Source organism: Nostoc sp. (assembly GCF_036917235.1).
Classification (GTDB): domain Bacteria; phylum Cyanobacteriota; class Cyanobacteriia; order Cyanobacteriales; family Nostocaceae; genus Nostoc.
Window position 1 is genome coordinate 1 of the sequence record NZ_JBALDU010000037.1, and the last position, 16,722, is coordinate 16,722.

Annotated in this window: 15 protein-coding genes, 1 other RNA gene and 1 pseudogene; 4 read left to right on the forward strand and 13 right to left on the reverse strand. The window is 42.9% G+C overall.

The window, feature by feature from the left end; all coding sequences use genetic code 11:
- Positions 1–173: 173 nt before the first annotated feature.
- Together V7K44_RS13135 and V7K44_RS13140 are read right to left on the reverse strand one after the other, a co-directional pair.
- Positions 174–1,886 (reverse strand): diflavin flavoprotein, encoded by a 1,713-nt coding sequence (locus V7K44_RS13135; RefSeq protein ID WP_334932066.1) that lies wholly within the window; start codon positions 1,884–1,886, stop codon positions 174–176.
- 148 nt (positions 1,887–2,034) lie between these two features.
- Positions 2,035–3,774, reverse strand: a complete 1,740-nt coding sequence (locus V7K44_RS13140) for a diflavin flavoprotein (RefSeq protein ID WP_334932068.1) — start codon at positions 3,772–3,774, stop codon at positions 2,035–2,037.
- A gap of 1,113 nt (positions 3,775–4,887) precedes the next feature.
- On the opposite strand from V7K44_RS13140, the gene V7K44_RS13145 reads away from it, so the two are divergent.
- On the forward strand, positions 4,888–5,343 hold the full coding sequence (locus V7K44_RS13145; protein ID WP_334932070.1) for a helix-turn-helix domain-containing protein: 456 nt from the start codon (positions 4,888–4,890) through the stop codon (positions 5,341–5,343).
- Between the two features lie 9 nt (positions 5,344–5,352).
- On the opposite strand, the pseudogene V7K44_RS13150 reads toward V7K44_RS13145, so the two are convergent.
- From V7K44_RS13150 to petL, 11 genes and pseudogenes are all read right to left on the reverse strand, one after another.
- Positions 5,353–6,402, reverse strand: a pseudogene (locus V7K44_RS13150) (RNA-guided endonuclease InsQ/TnpB family protein); the annotation flags it as partial.
- A 402-nt stretch (positions 6,403–6,804) separates the two neighbouring features.
- Positions 6,805–7,194: a transfer-messenger RNA gene (ssrA, locus tag V7K44_RS13155) on the reverse strand.
- Positions 7,195–7,351: 157 nt separating this feature from the next.
- A complete protein-coding gene (locus tag V7K44_RS13160; protein WP_334839352.1) occupies positions 7,352–8,299 on the reverse strand; it encodes a F0F1 ATP synthase subunit gamma in 948 nt (315 codons plus the stop codon).
- A gap of 96 nt (positions 8,300–8,395) precedes the next feature.
- A complete protein-coding gene (gene atpA, locus V7K44_RS13165; RefSeq protein ID WP_334932072.1) occupies positions 8,396–9,916 on the reverse strand; it encodes a F0F1 ATP synthase subunit alpha in 1,521 nt (506 codons plus the stop codon).
- A gap of 190 nt (positions 9,917–10,106) precedes the next feature.
- Positions 10,107–10,661, reverse strand: a complete 555-nt coding sequence (gene atpH / locus V7K44_RS13170; RefSeq protein ID WP_289795033.1) for an ATP synthase F1 subunit delta — start codon at positions 10,659–10,661, stop codon at positions 10,107–10,109.
- The gene (locus V7K44_RS13175; RefSeq protein WP_334932078.1) at positions 10,658–11,230 is read right to left on the reverse strand and encodes a F0F1 ATP synthase subunit B; all 573 of its coding nucleotides are present in this window, start codon (positions 11,228–11,230) and stop codon (positions 10,658–10,660) included. The genes atpH and V7K44_RS13175 overlap by 4 nt, the downstream gene beginning before the upstream one ends.
- Positions 11,231–11,419: 189 nt before the next feature.
- Positions 11,420–11,851, reverse strand: a complete 432-nt coding sequence (locus V7K44_RS13180; protein WP_094351161.1) for a F0F1 ATP synthase subunit B' — start codon at positions 11,849–11,851, stop codon at positions 11,420–11,422.
- A gap of 182 nt (positions 11,852–12,033) precedes the next feature.
- Positions 12,034–12,279, reverse strand: coding sequence for an ATP synthase F0 subunit C (atpE, locus tag V7K44_RS13185; RefSeq protein ID WP_013192016.1), 246 nt, complete (start codon positions 12,277–12,279; stop codon positions 12,034–12,036).
- A 149-nt stretch (positions 12,280–12,428) separates the two neighbouring features.
- Positions 12,429–13,190 carry a F0F1 ATP synthase subunit A gene (gene atpB, locus V7K44_RS13190; RefSeq protein ID WP_273762315.1) on the reverse strand — a complete coding sequence of 254 codons (762 nt, stop codon included), beginning with the start codon at positions 13,188–13,190 and terminating at the stop codon, positions 12,429–12,431.
- A gap of 60 nt (positions 13,191–13,250) precedes the next feature.
- Positions 13,251–13,691: an ATP synthase subunit I gene (locus V7K44_RS13195; protein ID WP_334719948.1), complete on the reverse strand. Its 441-nt coding sequence runs from the start codon at positions 13,689–13,691 to the stop codon at positions 13,251–13,253.
- A gap of 269 nt (positions 13,692–13,960) precedes the next feature.
- Positions 13,961–14,056: a cytochrome b6-f complex subunit PetL gene (gene petL / locus V7K44_RS13200; protein ID WP_099101760.1), complete on the reverse strand. Its 96-nt coding sequence runs from the start codon at positions 14,054–14,056 to the stop codon at positions 13,961–13,963.
- A 197-nt stretch (positions 14,057–14,253) separates the two neighbouring features.
- Here petL and aroB point away from each other — a divergent pair, with 197 nt between their 5' ends.
- The 3 genes from aroB (at position 14,254) to V7K44_RS13215 (ending at position 16,629) form a co-directional block, all read left to right on the forward strand.
- Positions 14,254–15,387: a 3-dehydroquinate synthase gene (aroB, locus tag V7K44_RS13205; protein WP_334932079.1), complete on the forward strand. Its 1,134-nt coding sequence runs from the start codon at positions 14,254–14,256 to the stop codon at positions 15,385–15,387.
- 87 nt (positions 15,388–15,474) lie between these two features.
- Positions 15,475–16,053, forward strand: coding sequence for a Uma2 family endonuclease (locus tag V7K44_RS13210; protein ID WP_334932081.1), 579 nt, complete (start codon positions 15,475–15,477; stop codon positions 16,051–16,053).
- A 255-nt stretch (positions 16,054–16,308) separates the two neighbouring features.
- Positions 16,309–16,629 carry a hypothetical protein gene (locus V7K44_RS13215; protein WP_334932083.1) on the forward strand — a complete coding sequence of 107 codons (321 nt, stop codon included), beginning with the start codon at positions 16,309–16,311 and terminating at the stop codon, positions 16,627–16,629.
- Positions 16,630–16,722 lie beyond the last annotated feature (93 nt).

Genomic DNA, 16,722 nt, shown 5'->3' on the forward strand with positions numbered 1-16,722 from the left:
CACCATTGTGTTCAGTTTAACCATTGAGTTTTACCCACTTGACAAAACTCTAATTTTCTTAACTTGACACCAATGGCAGGATGCCCACCCCACAATAAAAAAGAGAATTTTTGTCATCAAATGCCTTAGCTCTATAGCCAAGGCGATTTTGTTAAGTTAAACTTCTCACTATATTAATAATGAGTGCCTGTTTTCCGATGGTTGATGGCAGTCACAGCATCAGGCTTGAGTAATTTACCTTCGTCCACAGTTGCATATACAACCCAGTGATCGCCACATTCCAGCCGTTGGTTGACTGAACATTCCAAATATGCTAATGCGTCGGTGAGGACAGTACAGCCATTATCTGCAACTGCTGTACTAAAGTTGGCAAATCGATCTTCCCCAGGGGCGAAAGATTTACGGAAATGCTTCATGTAATCTTGATGATTGCCTTCAGGTAGAATATTTAAGGCAAACTTACCGCCTGGATACATCAAAGATTCGATTGCTCGCTCTTTAGCGATCGCAACAGTTATTCCGGGTGGATTGAAGGTGGCTTGAGAAACCCAAGCGCCTAACATCGCAGTAGACACTTCTCCTTGTTTGGCTGTCACCACGCAAACGGAACCAACAATTCGACCAACAGCCTGTTCTACTGGGGTAGCGGCTTGTTGGGGTACGCGTACTTTTTTAGCCTTTTTCAATGCTTGGGCAAAGTCTGTACCTAATTCTTCACAAAACTTGAGGGTGACATCATCAGGTTTAAACTTCACCTTCAAAGTGTCAAAACCAAATCGATATCCAGCATCCCGGAGTTTACCTTCGATTAAGTCAAATGCTTCGCCACTCCAGCCATAGGAACCAAAAACCCCAGCGAGTTTGCTGTTGTCCCCGCTTGATAGCACAATCCCTAAAGCAGTATGAATGGGAGTTGGCGCATGACCACCGATAGTAGGAGAACCAATGATAAAACCCTCTGACTGTGCGAGGTTGATGCGAATTTCATCAGGGGTAGCAAATTCGCAGTTGATTGATTTGACTGCGACTCCACCTTTAGTTAATCCCAGAGCGATCGCTTGTGCTAAAGTCGCTGTATTTCCGTAAGCTGAAGCGTAAAGTAGGGCAACGGAAATTTCGCGATCGTTGTGAGAACGGCTCCATTCTCCGTAAGCTTTGGTAAGTTCGATTAAACTGGTGCGTACCAAGGGTCCGTGTCCCACAGCATACATTCTCACCTGCAAATCTGATATTTTCTCCAAAGCTGCTTGCACATGAGGAATTTGGGGAGCCATCAGGCAGTTAAAGTAGTAACGCTGGTCTTCTTTGAGGGCTTCCCAGTTATCATCAAACACTTCATCACCACAGAGATGAGTTGCAAATAACTTATCTGTGTAGAGGATTTGGGTTTGCTGATCGTAGGTACAAAGTCCTTCCGGCCAACGCGGACTAGGAGTGGGAAAGAATTTCAAAACATGACCCTTACCTAAATCCAGAGTTTCTTTCCCCCGCATCACCAAGACATTTAAATCTTGCTCTAAGAAAGCAGCACGCAAATTGTTCGCACCAGGAAGAGAACAGACAAAAGTTACCTGTGGTGCCAGTTCTAAAATTGCTTTGAGGGTTGCAACTCGATTGGGACTAAAATGACCCAGGATTATATAATCCAAACTTTGTAAATCTAAAGTCTGCCGCAATGCCTCTAAATAAATTTCGGTAAAGCTTTCTGGCGGTGGATCGATAAGTGCGGTTTTATCAGCTTCAATTAAATAGCAATTGGAGGTAGTACCTCTTTCAAGTGCGTATTCAATTTCAAACCGCAGACGTGACCAACTACGTGCTCTGATCGCCTTAGTATTTGTAGCAATTGGTAGAACTTGTACGTCGCGTGGCTTGGAATTGGTCATAGCTGTTTTATAGTTGGGGAACAGAGACTGGGGACTCGGGAATGGGGACTGGGGACTGGGGACTCGGGAATGGGGACTGGGGAATGGGGAATGGGGACTCGGGAAGAGTTTTCCCAATCCCCAATACCCAATACCCAATACCTAATCCCTAGTAGTAATTACCTACTTTGCGATGGCGAACGGCTGTCAATCCATCGTTTTTGGAGACACGACCTTCTTGGACTGTGCAGTATAAAATCCAGTGGTCGCTGCATTCCATACTGGTCTGTATTTCACATTCCATGTATGCCAAAGCATCTGTCAGAATCGGAGAACCGTTTTTTGCGGTTTGAGTTTTTACTCCTGCAAAGCGGTCAGCACCAGGATGTAAGCGCTTGAGGAAGTGTTTCTTGAGTTCTTGAAAATTGCCTTCTTCCAAAACGTTGAGGACGAAGCGATCGCCTACTTGCATTAAGGAATCAATGGCGCGGTCTTTCGCAACGGCAATTGTCAATCCTAAGGGTTGCAAACTCGCTTGCGTTACCCAGGATGCCAGCATTGCACTTGAGGCATTATCTTTTTTAGTGGTGACTATATACAGTCCACTACTAATGCGACCCAGTGCCTTTTCCATGTTGACATCAAGGGACTTAATTTGCTTGATGTTGCGATCGCGCACTAACAATTGTCCCAAGTCTTTACCCGCTTCTTCACACAACTGAAATGTTGATGCTGTGGGAGCCTCTTTAATCCGAATGGGTGGGAAAGCTTCTTTGATGCCAGAGTCAAGAAATTGTCTGCGGAGTGTATCAATGGGTTCATCATCCCCACCGTAACATTCAAACAGCCCAAGAAATTGCTTGTTTTTAGCAACAGCTAGCACCGAACTGATACTAGCTTGGGCGGCGGCGGCGGTAGTCGAGGGCATACCGATAATGATCCCAGTTGCTCTCCCGGCTAGTTCTTGAATTTCTTGGCTCCCAGCAGTACTCAGATCCAGTACTTCTACGCCAACGCCAGTTTTCAGGATACCTTCGGCAATTGCGTGACCAAGGCGTTCGCCATACCCATATTCTGAGACGAAAAACAAGCCAACTGTTGTTTCTGCTTTAGCTTGTTTTTGGCTCCAATTTTCGTAGCACCCGGTCAGAACATCTAAATGGTGGTATAATAGTGGCCCGTGACCATTTGCGATAATATTAATCTTTCCGAGATCGCCCATCCGCTTCATCGCATTCAGCAGCGAACGAGCGTTAGGACCCATTAAGCAGTCGTAGTAAAATCTAAAGTCAGCTTCAATCGCTTCTAAATCTTCATCGAAGGTGCGATCGTCACAAAAATGCATCCCAAAAGCATCACAGGTGTAGAGAATTTGGGTTTTGCGGTCAAAGCTAAAGATTGTATCCGGCCAGTGTAGGTTAGGCGCACTCACGAATTCCATTTCGTGGCCTTTGCCGATATCGATGCGATCGCCAGTTTTCACAACCCGCTTGGAAAAAGGATCGTGAACCAAACCTTCCAAAAACTGAAGTGCAACTTTTGAGGCTAAAACTGTAGCTCTAGGAGCTAACTGGAGGACATCTTCTACTAAGCCGCTATGGTCTGGCTCTGTGTGGCTGACAATTATGTAATCAATTGTTTTGGGGTTGACAAGACCTTTGAGAGTCTCTAAATACAGATCGCGAAACTTCTGGTGAGAAGTATCAATCAGAACTGTTTGTTCGCCCCTAATTAGATATGAATTGTAGGTTGTACCGTTTTGCAGTCCGAATTCGATATCAAAGCGATCGCGATCCCAGTCAAGAGAGCGAATCGCCGTTGTGTTAGGGGCAATTTCTACAGTTTGTATAGTTAGCCGATGTTGAACGTTCTCTTCGTGGGCCTTGCCGGTCGTAGACATCGATACCATTATTCGTCTCCGAGCGCAAATTAACAGGTTTTTCTTCTGCCCCCATTCTCTCTATTATTTTTATTTGAAGTTGTAATGAATATCAGTTTTTGAAAAATTTAACTTGTATCAAATATTGCTGTTTTTTAGCAAAAAATGTGACTCAAAAAATCTACTAAATATTAATTTATTCCTAAGTTTTACTGAGTAATTATTTTTGCTATTTATCTGGTTTTATTTTAATTCAAAAATATCATAGCAATTATATTTTTTAACTAGAACAGCATAATTTAAACAATATTAGATTGCTGGTCTACGTACCAAGTCTAAATTACTTGTGATGCTTAATATTGTCAGAGAATATATTTTTTAAGTAGAAAAATATTTTTTTCAGATACTCCCTTAATTAGAAAAAGTAGGAAAGGTGGGAAAGGTGGGAAAAGTAGGAAAGGTGGGAAAGGTGGGAAAAGTAGGACAAACCTTATTAGACTTCCAAAAGGCATCGAATAGGCTGTTAACATTAGTTTATTCAATAGATATTCAATCTGTTGTTGTCTTAATCAAAAATATAGGACATGGAATATAAACTTTATGTAAAGTTGGTAAAACAGATATTTTTTTGGAGATAATCAAGTCAAATTTCCAGAGACTAGTTGAATAAAAAGGAACTAGGCTTGTATATCTTTTTCCGCTTATCAAAATGGAAACTAGGGTAAAAAGGATTCTTAAAGTTTCGATAAACCTGCGTAAGCATAGGAATAATCTCAGGAATTTAATGATACAGTCCTTTATTATCGACTTTAAACATTAATCAAGATAACAACGCTAAAAAATTTTTCTTTTCATAGCTATAAGCTACAGCTTCAGGCTATCAGATAAGTTTGCCTATATAGGTTAATGTGTAATCTTGATGTGCCGAACTTTTTATAAAAATCCATTGTTGATGAAAAATTACAAACTTTGATAGTGTTCTCAAGCCAATACCGATCGTGTTGCAGCCTTATAGACGCTGACATCCTTAATACTTGTAGTTTAGTTTTCTCGAATGTATGGTGAAATACTTAAGTAATTCAGTATACAGACGTAAATAGATACAAAAATGACAAAAATTGATTTTGTAAAAGGTTATTTTTTATGGGATGCCGATTAAAAGTGTTTCTCACAGAAGAGGAAAAGCTAACTTTAGAAGAGTTGAGAAAAGCCAAAGATGTTCCTCAACGTACTAAGGATCGTGCTCAAGTTTTACTGCTGAATACTCGTGGCTTAAAAAATGAGCAAATTGCAAAAGGCTTGAACTGGGCGATTTCAACAGTGCGTCAAACCCTTCATCGCTGGGAAAAAATGGGTTTAGCAGGTTTATGGGATGCTCCTGGTCGAGGAGGAAAACCCCGATATTCGGAATCGGATTTGGTTTATCTCGAAAATTGTTTAGCTCAAGAGTCAGAGACTTATAATTCTAAACAATTAGCAAAAAAACTGGCGTCTGAACGTCAAGTAAACTTGAGTGCAGATCGACTACGACGGGTACTGAAAAAAAGGGGAAGGAGGTTTGGAAGGGCACGCACACAAACCCAGAAACAGCATAATTAGCTAAGTGAACTACCCCACCCTGCCTTCGGCTGAGGGTGGGGCTTCTGTAATCACGGGGGAGTGCCTAAACTTAGACTTTCGCCCAAGAGTAGGACTTACCTCCCTTCCTACAGCAGAGACGGATGAACCTTCCGCCTTTATCATTTCGGCTGCGCTCAATGCAAGCATTCTGATGCCTTCTACTCTAATGTTCTGTGCGGCGTTCGCGTCCCGATCGTGATGAGTATTGCAATGAGGACAAGTCCATTCACGGACATCCAATGGCATCTCACCTATTTGATACAAACAATTAGAACAGAGCTTGGAACTGGGGAACCACCTATCAATCTCAACAAACTTTCCACCTCTGCGTTCTAGTTTATAAGCTAGAAAGTTAGTGAATGTTCCCCACCCTACATCAGATATTGATTTCGCCAATTTGTGATTACGATAGCGTAGCGTTAGCGAGTCTTCGAGCGTCACCATGCCTTTAACATGAAGATTCTCTACTATAACAGCTTGGCTATCGCTGACCAACTTATAACTAAGTTTATGTAGAAAATCCTGCCGTGAATTACTAACTCGCTCATACACCTTGGCAACAACTTTTCTATATCTATTTCTTGACTTACTCCCTTTTTGCTTACGTGCTAACTTTTTCTGCTTACGCTTGAGGTTTTTCTCGTGTTTGGCAAGGTGTTTAGGGTTATCGTATTTGGAAACCTTTTTGCCATCAGTGACGATAGCAAAGTGTTTCAAGCCTAGATCAATCCCATATATCTTACCTTTTGAAATAACCGGATTTTCACCCTCTAACTCAGTCAGGATAGATGCAAGGTATTTGCCAGAGGGCGTTTTGCTTATAGTAACAGTCTTGACTTTCCCCTCAATCGCTCTGTGTATTTTGGCTTTGACTATCCCGATATTGCCGGGGAGTTTGACATTGCCATCTACAATCTTGACGTTTTGAGGATACTGGATAGACTGTTTACCATGTTTTGATTTGAATTTAGGAAATCCAGCACGTTTCTCAAAAAAGTTTTTGTAGGCTGTAGTTAGATTCAGCGTCGTAGCCTGTAGAGGGACGGGGATAGATAGACGAATCTGTTAAACCATCTTGGACTCGAATCACTGGTTTCGTTTTGCGATCGCTAAATCGTGGGTGACAATCACGATTACCTTCTTGACAAGTTCCTGTTTTTTGCAGAGATAGTTAAGGCAAGAGACGGCGATGAATCGCGTCTTTGCGATCTAGAATTTTCATCAAAAAACCTTAACCGAACCGTATTGGACGGGTTCGTGCTTGTTGCAGAGATAGTGCTTGTTGCGCTTCTTTCTATTACTTGGGCTTAACTGAACGGTATTGCTATATTAGCCGTTGAACTCAAGTTAGCTGTGCATTATAGAAAATTCTGATGGGAGTTTCCCATAAAACAAAGTCCACTTACACATCACAGTGTCAAGTGGACTTGTTACTATCTTTAGTGGATCCGAGCAGAGTCGAACTGCTGTCCAAATTGGGTATTGACTCCCCGCTCATTCACAGGTTTAGCCTTTCTGACCCTCAAGGCGGGAATCGTTCATTATCCCGAACGTAGGATGCTCTGATTTGATCTTAGCCAGCAAGCCAACCAGAGAACGCTTGCTAGAGCATCCGTTGGGGTTTGGTCTTCAGTCCTTAACGGAGTCAAACCGAAGACGCTCGAACCTATAAGAGGTGTTTAGGCAGCTACTAGAGCATCCTTACGAGCAAAGCTAACGATGTTATTCGCATTTACTTTTTGTTTGAGCCTTTGATTTCCGAGAGGAGACTCACTCTCGACCTGAATCACAGAGCAGCGTTCGCCAACCTGTCGAAACCGTGACGGACCCATGCGCTTCATACTTCAATTATAATACGCAATTCTTGAAATGTGTTAATAGACATAATTAAAAGTCCCCAATACTAAAATAGCCAATTGCTAATCTTAAAATAATTAGCAATTGGCTATATATTACAACGCACTACAAATAAATAATTAGCTATACCCTAAGTTAGTGCTTCAGCACCGCCCACAACCTCAAGGAGTTCTTGAGTAATTGCAGCTTGTCGAGCTTTGTTGTAAGACAAGGTGAGGGTGTTAATCAGTTCACCAGCATTTTCACTGGCATTACTCATGGCTGTCATCCGCGCTGCTAGTTCACTAGCTGCCGATTCTTGCAGCGCCCGCAATAGCTGGTTACTCAGATACAGGGGCAATAGAGAATCGAGAATCTGCACTGGATCTTGCTCGAAGATCATGTCAGGAGCCAACGTGCGGGCTTGGCTAGTCACTTTTTCCCGTTCGACTTCAAATTTACCGCCGCGGGTTGTCAAGCGGAAGACTTCATCATCGGCTGCTTCTAGACCTTGTGGATCGAGGGGCAGTAGGGTTTGGATCACAGGACGGGAGCTAACTAAGGAAAGGAATCTGGTATAGATTAATTCGATGCGGTCAACTTCTTCCGAAAGGAACAAGGAAAGTAGTTGATCGGCGATCTGATTAGCTTCCGCTGCGGTGGGAATTTGCTCTAGGCCGCTGTAGGTAGCATCAATGGGCTGATCGCGGCGTTGAAAGTATTGTGTTGCTTTGCGTCCGACTAGCACAAATTGATAGTTTAAACCTTCTGCCTTGATTTCTTTGGCGCGGTTTTCTGCACGACGGATAACGTTATTATTATAGCCGCCGCATAAACCGCGATCGCCTGAAATAACCAACAACCCGACTGACTTAACTTGGCGTTTTTTCAGTAGTGGTAAGTTTGCTTCTTCAAAGCGCAGACGGCTTTGCAAACCATACAATACTTGTGCCAAGCGATCGGCAAAGGGGCGAGTTGCTAGCACTTGTTCTTGCGCCCGACGCACTCTAGCCGCAGCTACGAGACGCATGGCTTCTGTGATTTTTTTGGTGTTTTTGACCGACTGGATGCGATCGCGTATTGCTTTTAGATTGGCCATATTCTTGAGTTAGGAGTTAGGAGTTAGGAGTTAGGAGTTAAGAGCTAGGAGTATTTCATTAACTTTTAACTCTTAACTCTTCACTCCTCACTTTAATTACGCTGTAGCTTTGAAGGTCTTTTTGTATTCGGTAAGTGCTTCCTTCAAAGCAGCTTCTTCTGCGTCACCTAGTGCTTTAGATGCTTGTACTCCTTGAGCATACTGGGTCTTGCCAGTCTTTAAGTACTCACGTAGACCCGCAGTGAAGGTGGTTACTTGATTTACAGGTACATCATCTAAGTAACCATTAATGCCAGCGTATAAAATTGCTACTTGCTCGTATACCGAGAGTGGCGAATTTTGTGGCTGCTTGAGGAGTTCGCGCAACCGTTGACCCCGTGCCAACTGGTCTTGAGTGGCTTTATCTAAGTCAGAAGCAAATTGTGCGAAAGCTTGCAGGTCGTCAAATTGGGCTAGTTCCAATTTAATCTTACCGGCAACTTTTTTCATTGCCTTGGTTTGAGCGGCAGAACCCACACGGGATACTGAAATACCGGGGTTTACAGCGGGACGGATACCAGCGTTAAACAAGTCAGAAGATAGGAATATCTGACCATCGGTAATAGAAATTACGTTGGTGGGGATGTATGCTGAAACGTCACCAGCTTGGGTTTCGATAATTGGTAGGGCGGTCATACTGCCTTTACCTAATTCGTCACTCAGCTTTGCGGCTCTTTCTAACAAGCGGGAGTGAATGTAGAATACATCTCCGGGGTAAGCTTCACGTCCTGGTGGACGACGCAGCAGTAGTGACATTTGCCGATAAGCTTGGGCTTGCTTGGAAAGGTCATCATAAATTACCAGGGTAGCTTTGCCTTTGTACATGAAGTACTCAGCAATAGTTGCGCCTGTGTAGGGAGCTAGATATTGTAGGGTTGCAGGTTCACTGGCGCTAGCGGCGACGACGACGGTGTAATCCATCGCGCCTTTTTCTTGCAATGTTTGCACCACGTTAGCAACTGTGGAAGCCTTTTGACCGATCGCAACGTAGACACAAATTACATCTTCTTCTTTTTGGTTGATGATGGTGTCGATCGCGATCGCAGTTTTTCCGGTTTGGCGATCGCCAATAATCAATTCCCGTTGACCGCGACCAATAGGAATCATTGAGTCAATAGCTGTGATACCCGTTTGCATGGGTTCGTGTACAGACCGACGGGCAATGATACCGGGTGCTGGAGATTCAATCAAACGGCTTTCTGAGGACTTGATGTCTCCCTTACCATCAATGGGGCGACCCAAAGCGTCTACAACTCGTCCAATTAAGGCTTCTCCGACTGGAATCTGAGCAATTCTACCAGTGGCAGTTACAGAACTACCTTCTTGAATTTCTAGCCCTTCACCCATCAGCACCGCGCCCACGTTGTCTTCTTCTAAGTTTTGGGCGATGCCAATTGTGCCATCTTCAAATTCCAAAAGTTCCCCAGACATAGCCTTTTCCAGACCATAAATCCGGGCAATACCGTCACCAACTTGGAGAACAGTACCAACGTTAGCAACTTTGACCTCTTGATCGTATTGCTCGATTTGTTGTTGGATAATGCTGCTAATTTCGTCAGGTCTAATTGATATACTCATGTGTCTATCTTGTTTGCTTTCGAGACGGAAAAATTCAAGAGTTAGGAGTTAACAGTTAGGAGTGATGAGTTAAGAGTGATGAGTTAAAAATGCAAAAATGACAAGTTAAAAGTCAAAATAAATTACTATTTACTTAACTCCTAACTTCTAACTTCTAACTTCTAACTCCTAACTCCTAACTCCTAACTTTCTAACCACTGGTTAAACGCAATGAAAGGCGGCGCAACTGACCCCGGATACTAGCGTCAATTACCTGCGAGCCTACTTTAATGATCACACCACCAATTAACTCGCTGTCTACCCTGGTTTCTAGTTCTACCTGGCGAGCATTGGAGATGGCGATGACCTTTTGGATGATTGCCTGCTGTTGAGCTTCTGTGAGGGGAACGGCTGAAATTACTTCCGCTAATACGGTTTGATTCAGCTGCCGCAACAGCGCCAGATACTGTTGAAAAATATCTTCCAAGAATGCAATGCGCCGCTTATCTACCAGTATTAGCAAAAAATTGCGTAAGTAGGGATTAGCGCCTTCACCGAGTATTTGTTTGATGAGAGCTTTTTTGTTCTCAGATTGAATAAACGGGTTGCTGAAGAAGTTGTGTAGCTGTTTGTCTGCCCTGAGCAGTCCCAGGAAAGTACGCGCATCTTCCCCAAACTCTTCTGTCAAATTTTTCGATTGCGCTATTGACAAAAGTGCCTGTGCATAAGGTTGGGCTACTTCGGCTGAAGCTACTTGACTTGTCATACATTGCCTCCCAGTTGTGCGATGCTACGGTCAATTAAACTTTGTTGAGCATCGTCGGCAATCCCGGTTTTGAGTTGCGATTCGACTTTTTGCAATGCTAGTGTAGCAACCCGTTGCCGCAGTTGAGCGATCGCTCGATCGGTTTCACTGTTTAAATCTGCTGCTGCTGTTTGTTTCAAGCGTTCTACGTCTTGCGCTGCCTTCGCTAACAAGGCTTCTTTCGATTTTTGAGCGTTTTCTACAGCCGATTGGCGGATACGTTCTGCTTCTGCCTGAGATTGCTTCAATTGCTCTTGCGCTTTTGAAAGGGCAGTCTTTGCCTCTTTTAAGCGCCCTTCTGCTTCCTGAATTGCAGTGGCAATATTGGATTGTCGCTCGTTCAGGATATTGCTTAAAACCTTACGTCCGAAGTAGAATAGTATGCCAATCAGAATCGCTAGATTAATCAGATTGGTTTCAAAAATGTCTAGGTTTAGACCGAAACCACCTTCTGCTGCGCCTTCTGCCAATTCAGAGTGAACAGCGTTCGCTTCTGCGGCAAGTAATAAGAATGTCCCCATGATACCCATTTACAAGTGCGCTGTTCGCTGCTAATACGTTGTATTTTCCCTGAAGGAAATTTAAGTATCTTTTCCCCGTAAGGAAATTAAGTATCTTTCCCCAGAAGGGGAAAAAGTGCCTTTTTTTGACACTTAAATTTGGCGCTCTGGACTAGTGGCCAGTTGCGCGTATGCTTTCACAGAACCAGTCTAGTTAGCTTATCTAACTGGAGTTGGCCCCAATAGTTTTTCTAGAATCTGCCGGCTTAAAGCATCAACTTGTTGCTCTAAGGTGCGAAAAGCTTCCTGCTTTTGTTGTTCTATTTCAACAGCAGCTTGTTCACGTTGAGTCTGAGCTTCCTTTTGGGCCTCAGCGATTTTCTCAGCAGTAATTTTCTTAGCTTCGAGTTGAGCTGCTTCTACAGTTGCTTGCGATTGTCTGCGAGCGTCTGCGAGTTGCTGTTCATACTCGGTAGCCAAGCGCTCGGCTTTAGCCAAGCTCTCCCGCGCTTCCAGGGTATTCGTTCGGATATAATTATCGCGATCGTCTAGTACCTTGGTCAGTGGCTTATAGAAAATTGCATTCAACAAAGCTGCTAGTAGCAGGAATTGCAATGCCATGAAGGGCAAGGTAGCATCGAAATCAAACATTTGTCTCCTCTTTGGCTGGAGTAGCAGTTTTCGTGGCTAGCAACATCATCCAACCTTTCATATTTTAGAGACCCATAGCCAATAAGGGTCAACTGAACATTAGAACTATTAAGATACCCAAAACATTTCGATTGTAGAGGCGTGATGGTTCACGTCTCCACACTCACAAAAACTTTCAAGTATTAGGCGAAGGGGTTAGCAAACAGCAATACCAGGGCAATTACTAGACCATAGATAGTCAAAGATTCCATGAATGCCAAGGTTAATAGCAGAGTACCGCGAATTTTTCCTTCTGCTTCAGGTTGACGAGCAATACCTTCTACTGCTTGTCCAGCAGCATTTCCTTGACCGATACCAGGGCCAATTGCAGCTAAACCAATCGCTAAAGCAGCAGCGAGAACTGAAGCAGCCTGAACTAATGGATCCATGTTGATTTTCCTTGCTTTGATTACAAAACTAACAAAAGTACGTTAACGATTAGAAACGTGGTTTTCACGCTGCACATGAGTTCTTTTGATCGCGCTTTGCGATGTTTTGAGCGAATATGCTCTGGGAACTGTGCTATCAGCTGAGAAGTTTAATGCTCCTCATGTTCTTCTCCGCCATGCCCCTCCATTGCCTCATGAATGTATGCTCCGGCGAGGGTGGCGAAAACCAGGGCTTGAATGGCACTGGTAAATAAGCCCAAGGCCATTACAGGCAGAGGTACAAATAGAGGAACTAGCAGCACCAGCACCGCTACTACCAATTCATCCGCCAAAATATTACCAAATAGCCGGAAGCTTAGGGAGAGGGGCTTGGTGAAATCTTCTAGAATTGCGATCGGCAACAAAATGGGTGTTGGCTCTATATATTTCTTAAAGTAGCCTAAACCCCGTTTGCTAAAACCTGCGTAAAAGTACGCCAAGGAAGTCAGCAATGCCAACGCAACAGTCGTATTGATGTCATTGGTGGGAGCTGCCAATTCGCCCGAAGGTAGCTTGATGAGCTTCCAGGGAATTAGCGCACCTGACCAGTTCGATACGAAAATAAACAAGAACAATGTGCCAATAAATGGCACCCAAGGGCGGTACTCTTTCTCACCGAGTTGGTTTTTGGCCAAATCACGAATAAATTCTAGGGCATATTCCATCAAATTTTGGATGCCCTTGGGAATTCTTTGTGCATTTCGAGTCGCAGCTATTGAAGCCACTACTAGAATACTAATCACAAACCATGAGGTGAGAAAAACTTGCCCATGAATTTTAAGATTGCCCAACTGCCAGTAGAAATGATGTCCTACTTCTAATTCGGCGAGGGGAAAAGAATTAAAGGCGTTTAAGACACTAAGCATTTGCATTCTTCAAGCATTTTCCCCAACGAGCGAGGATGGGATTACTATCTTTGTGAGCCTGACTTTTTAAGAATCAGGAATGAACGCAATTTGCACCATATAGACGAATAGCGTGGCTTTGTAAGTTAGAAATCCCAAAAAAATGGGCAAAATCTGTAGCTCACGCCATTGAGTTGCCACGATCATGACTCCCATAAATAGAGCAAAACGAGTTTTGCTCAGACTGGTTTTTTCACTACCAAGCTGCTCAACGTCTCTAGCCAACATTTTTAAGTAAACCACACCTGTACACGCCCCAATTAAATAATTTAGGGCAATGTTTAAGGAATAAAAAATCCACACAGAGATAAAAATAACCCCCGTCAAGACAAGCGTGATTACCAACAATCGCTGGAAGAGTTGATGGAACTCTTGCATGGAGTTACCTGATTCTGTGTCTTCAGAACCAGTTTTAGCATCTTGTTGCGTTGTCGGAGTGGGCGCAATTGATTCGTCAGACAAGCTCACGGGACTTGAAACCAGTACAGTTAAATATGATGACTGCACATTCAGTCAGCTGAATCATATCACGATGCGGTAACAATACTTTAGGAAAAAACAATTAACTTCTTGTCAACATCAAAGAGTAAGTGCCGACAGACTAAAGCCTACAGCACTTTCACCAAATCCGCCAATGCGAACTTGGTGAAAAAGTAAAGATTTTATAGGATATTGATAAACTGAGGGCAGGCAAGATGCCCGCCCCACAAGAGTCTGGGGTTAAATATACCTCTTGATTAAATTATCTTGGCAGTCCGTAAACCGAACAGCAAACCTACAGATAAGCCAAAGAATAAACCCAAGAAGACGATATAAGATACAATTGCAAACATTTATTGCTCTCCAGAATACTTCCTAAATCTATTGAATCATTAGTTGTTGGGTATTGGGCATAGGGCAAAACAGTTCCGAGTGCTGTTAGCGGAAGCGGGGCGTTTAGCCCGTGCTGAGTCCTGAGTCAGATTCTTTACTTCCCATTTCCTAGATTGCGATACAATACAGCCCACGAGCGCTTGTTTGGGGTTGGCCAATGACTTCTGTAATTAATGTAAATTTACCAGAGCAGTCTTATGAGATTGCGATAACTTCTCTTCGAGACGCTACGCGAACGTTGAGCTACGCTAACGCACCTTCGAGTTTAGATCAACTAGGTCAACAGATGGCCAGTCTCAATCTGGGCAAGAAGGTACTGCTAGTTTCTAATCCGACGATTTTTAAGCATTTTGGCGAAAGAGTAATTACATCCCTAAAATCTGCTGGATTTGAAGTTGCTAGCTGCACTCTACCGCCTGGTGAACGCTACAAAACCCTCAATTCCATCCAAAAGCTTTACGATGTAGCCTTAGAAAACCGCCTAGAACGTTCTTCTACGATGGTGGCTTTGGGCGGAGGTGTAATTGGTGATATGACTGGCTTTGCAGCCGCAACTTGGCTGCGCGGTATTAATGTTGTCCAAGTGCCTACCTCTTTGTTGGCGATGGTAGATTCGGCAATTGGTGGCAAAACTGGTGTGAATCATCCCCGCGGTAAAAACTTAATTGGGGCATTTCATCAACCGCGTTTGGTTTTGATTGACCCAGATGTGTTAAAAACTCTACCTATGCGCGAGTTTCGAGCAGGGATGGCAGAAGTTATTAAGTACGGTGTGATTTGGGATGCCGAATTGTTTGCCCAGTTAGAAGCAAGTAAACGCCTCGACCAACTCCGCTATGTAAAACCTGACTTAATAACGAACATATTAACGCGCTCTTGTCAAGCAAAAGCTGATGTTGTTGGCAAAGATGAAAAAGAAGGCGGATTACGCGCAATTCTCAACTATGGACATACCATCGGTCATACAGTAGAAAGTTTGACTGGTTATCGTCTAGTAAATCATGGTGAAGCGGTGGCTATTGGTATGGTAGCAGCCGGTCAAATTGCTGTGGATTTAGGATTGTGGCAAAAGGAAGACACAGAACGTCAAAATGCTTTAATTCAAAAAGCAGGTTTACCGACTCAGTTACCAGATGGGTTAGATATTGAAGCAATTATTGAGGCGTTGCAGTTAGATAAGAAAGTCAAAGCCGGGAAAGTTCGGTTTGTTTTACCAACAGAGATTGGTGTAGTAACAATTACCGATGAAGTGCCATCAGATATTATTCGGCAAGTATTGCGAGGAATGTAAACAATTTGAAGAAGAATTCAGGAGTCAGAATTTAGGAGTCAGAATAAAAGTTAGTTGCTCTGTCCTTCAATTACGAATTAATGAGCCATGATACTCCAAGGAAAAAATCAATTAACTTTGCAAGAGTTCTTGAATCTTCCACCAGGCGAGGGAGATATCACCTACGAACTTGTTGATGGTCAAGTAATTCCTAAAATGTCACCAAAAAAATTCCACTCTAAACTTACCCGCGCCCTTCTCAATTTAATTGAGCAATGCTGTGAGGGGAAAGGAGAAGTTTGCCCAGAATTAGCTATCGCATTAACTCGTCGAGGACGAGATTGGATGCCAATACCTGATATTTTATATATTTCTAATGAACGTTTACCCCTTGATTGGGAGCAAGAAGGAATATGTTCTGTTCCTCCTGATTTGGTGATTGAGATTATTTCTCCAGGACAAACCTTTGGACAAATGGCGGCTAAAGCCAAAGACTATTTGGATGCTAAGGTGCTGCGGGTATGGGTATTAGATAGTAAAGCCAGAAGCATTACTGTTTTTTATCCAGATGCAGCACCACAAACTTATATGGGAGAAGAACTACTCACAGATTTTTTGTTTGAAGGACTGCAATTTACTGTTGAGCAGGTGTTTCAAAAGGCGAAAATACCATTAGCTAATGAATAGCACAATTATCTTGCTTTAAACATCCATCGAAATTTAAAGTAGTGGAAGGCTTGTCTAACTTTAACCAGTTGCTTAAGCAACTTATCTAGTTAATTTAGATAGTAGCTGTATTTACGCTGTACTGTACTAATAGTTTAGCTGATTAATTCATCCATTTGTAGGAGGTAATTAGTAAGGGAATAGGTATACTTTGTTTATAATCAGACCAACACTAATATGGTTGGAAGCTGTATTCACGCAACAGATGTATCAACTATGTTAAACCTAATATTCCCCGGATGTATAAAAATAAAACCTTTGGTGCTTTCAACAGCTTTTTTACTGGCTGTACAGACTTCTGCCAATGCTGAACAAGCAGTTCCTAGTTTGACTCCAAGACAAGCTCAACATTTATCCCGTGACTTGGTTCCATATAATTCTCAAGACTTTTTTAGACAAGGAAAAGATTCAATTGAGAGAGAAATTCAAATTCTTAATCAAAGGCAACAGCGCCCAATTAAACCTATTCTTAAAATTGATTCAGTACCACAAAGCAAAAAACCATATACTCAGCAAAAACCCCAACGTTTTATCTAAGTAAGAATCATCACTCTTCTATGGCTTTTGCTTGTCCTGTTAATTCTTAAGCTGTAGCAGATAAGCTACATTCCGAGGCATCACAATCACTAT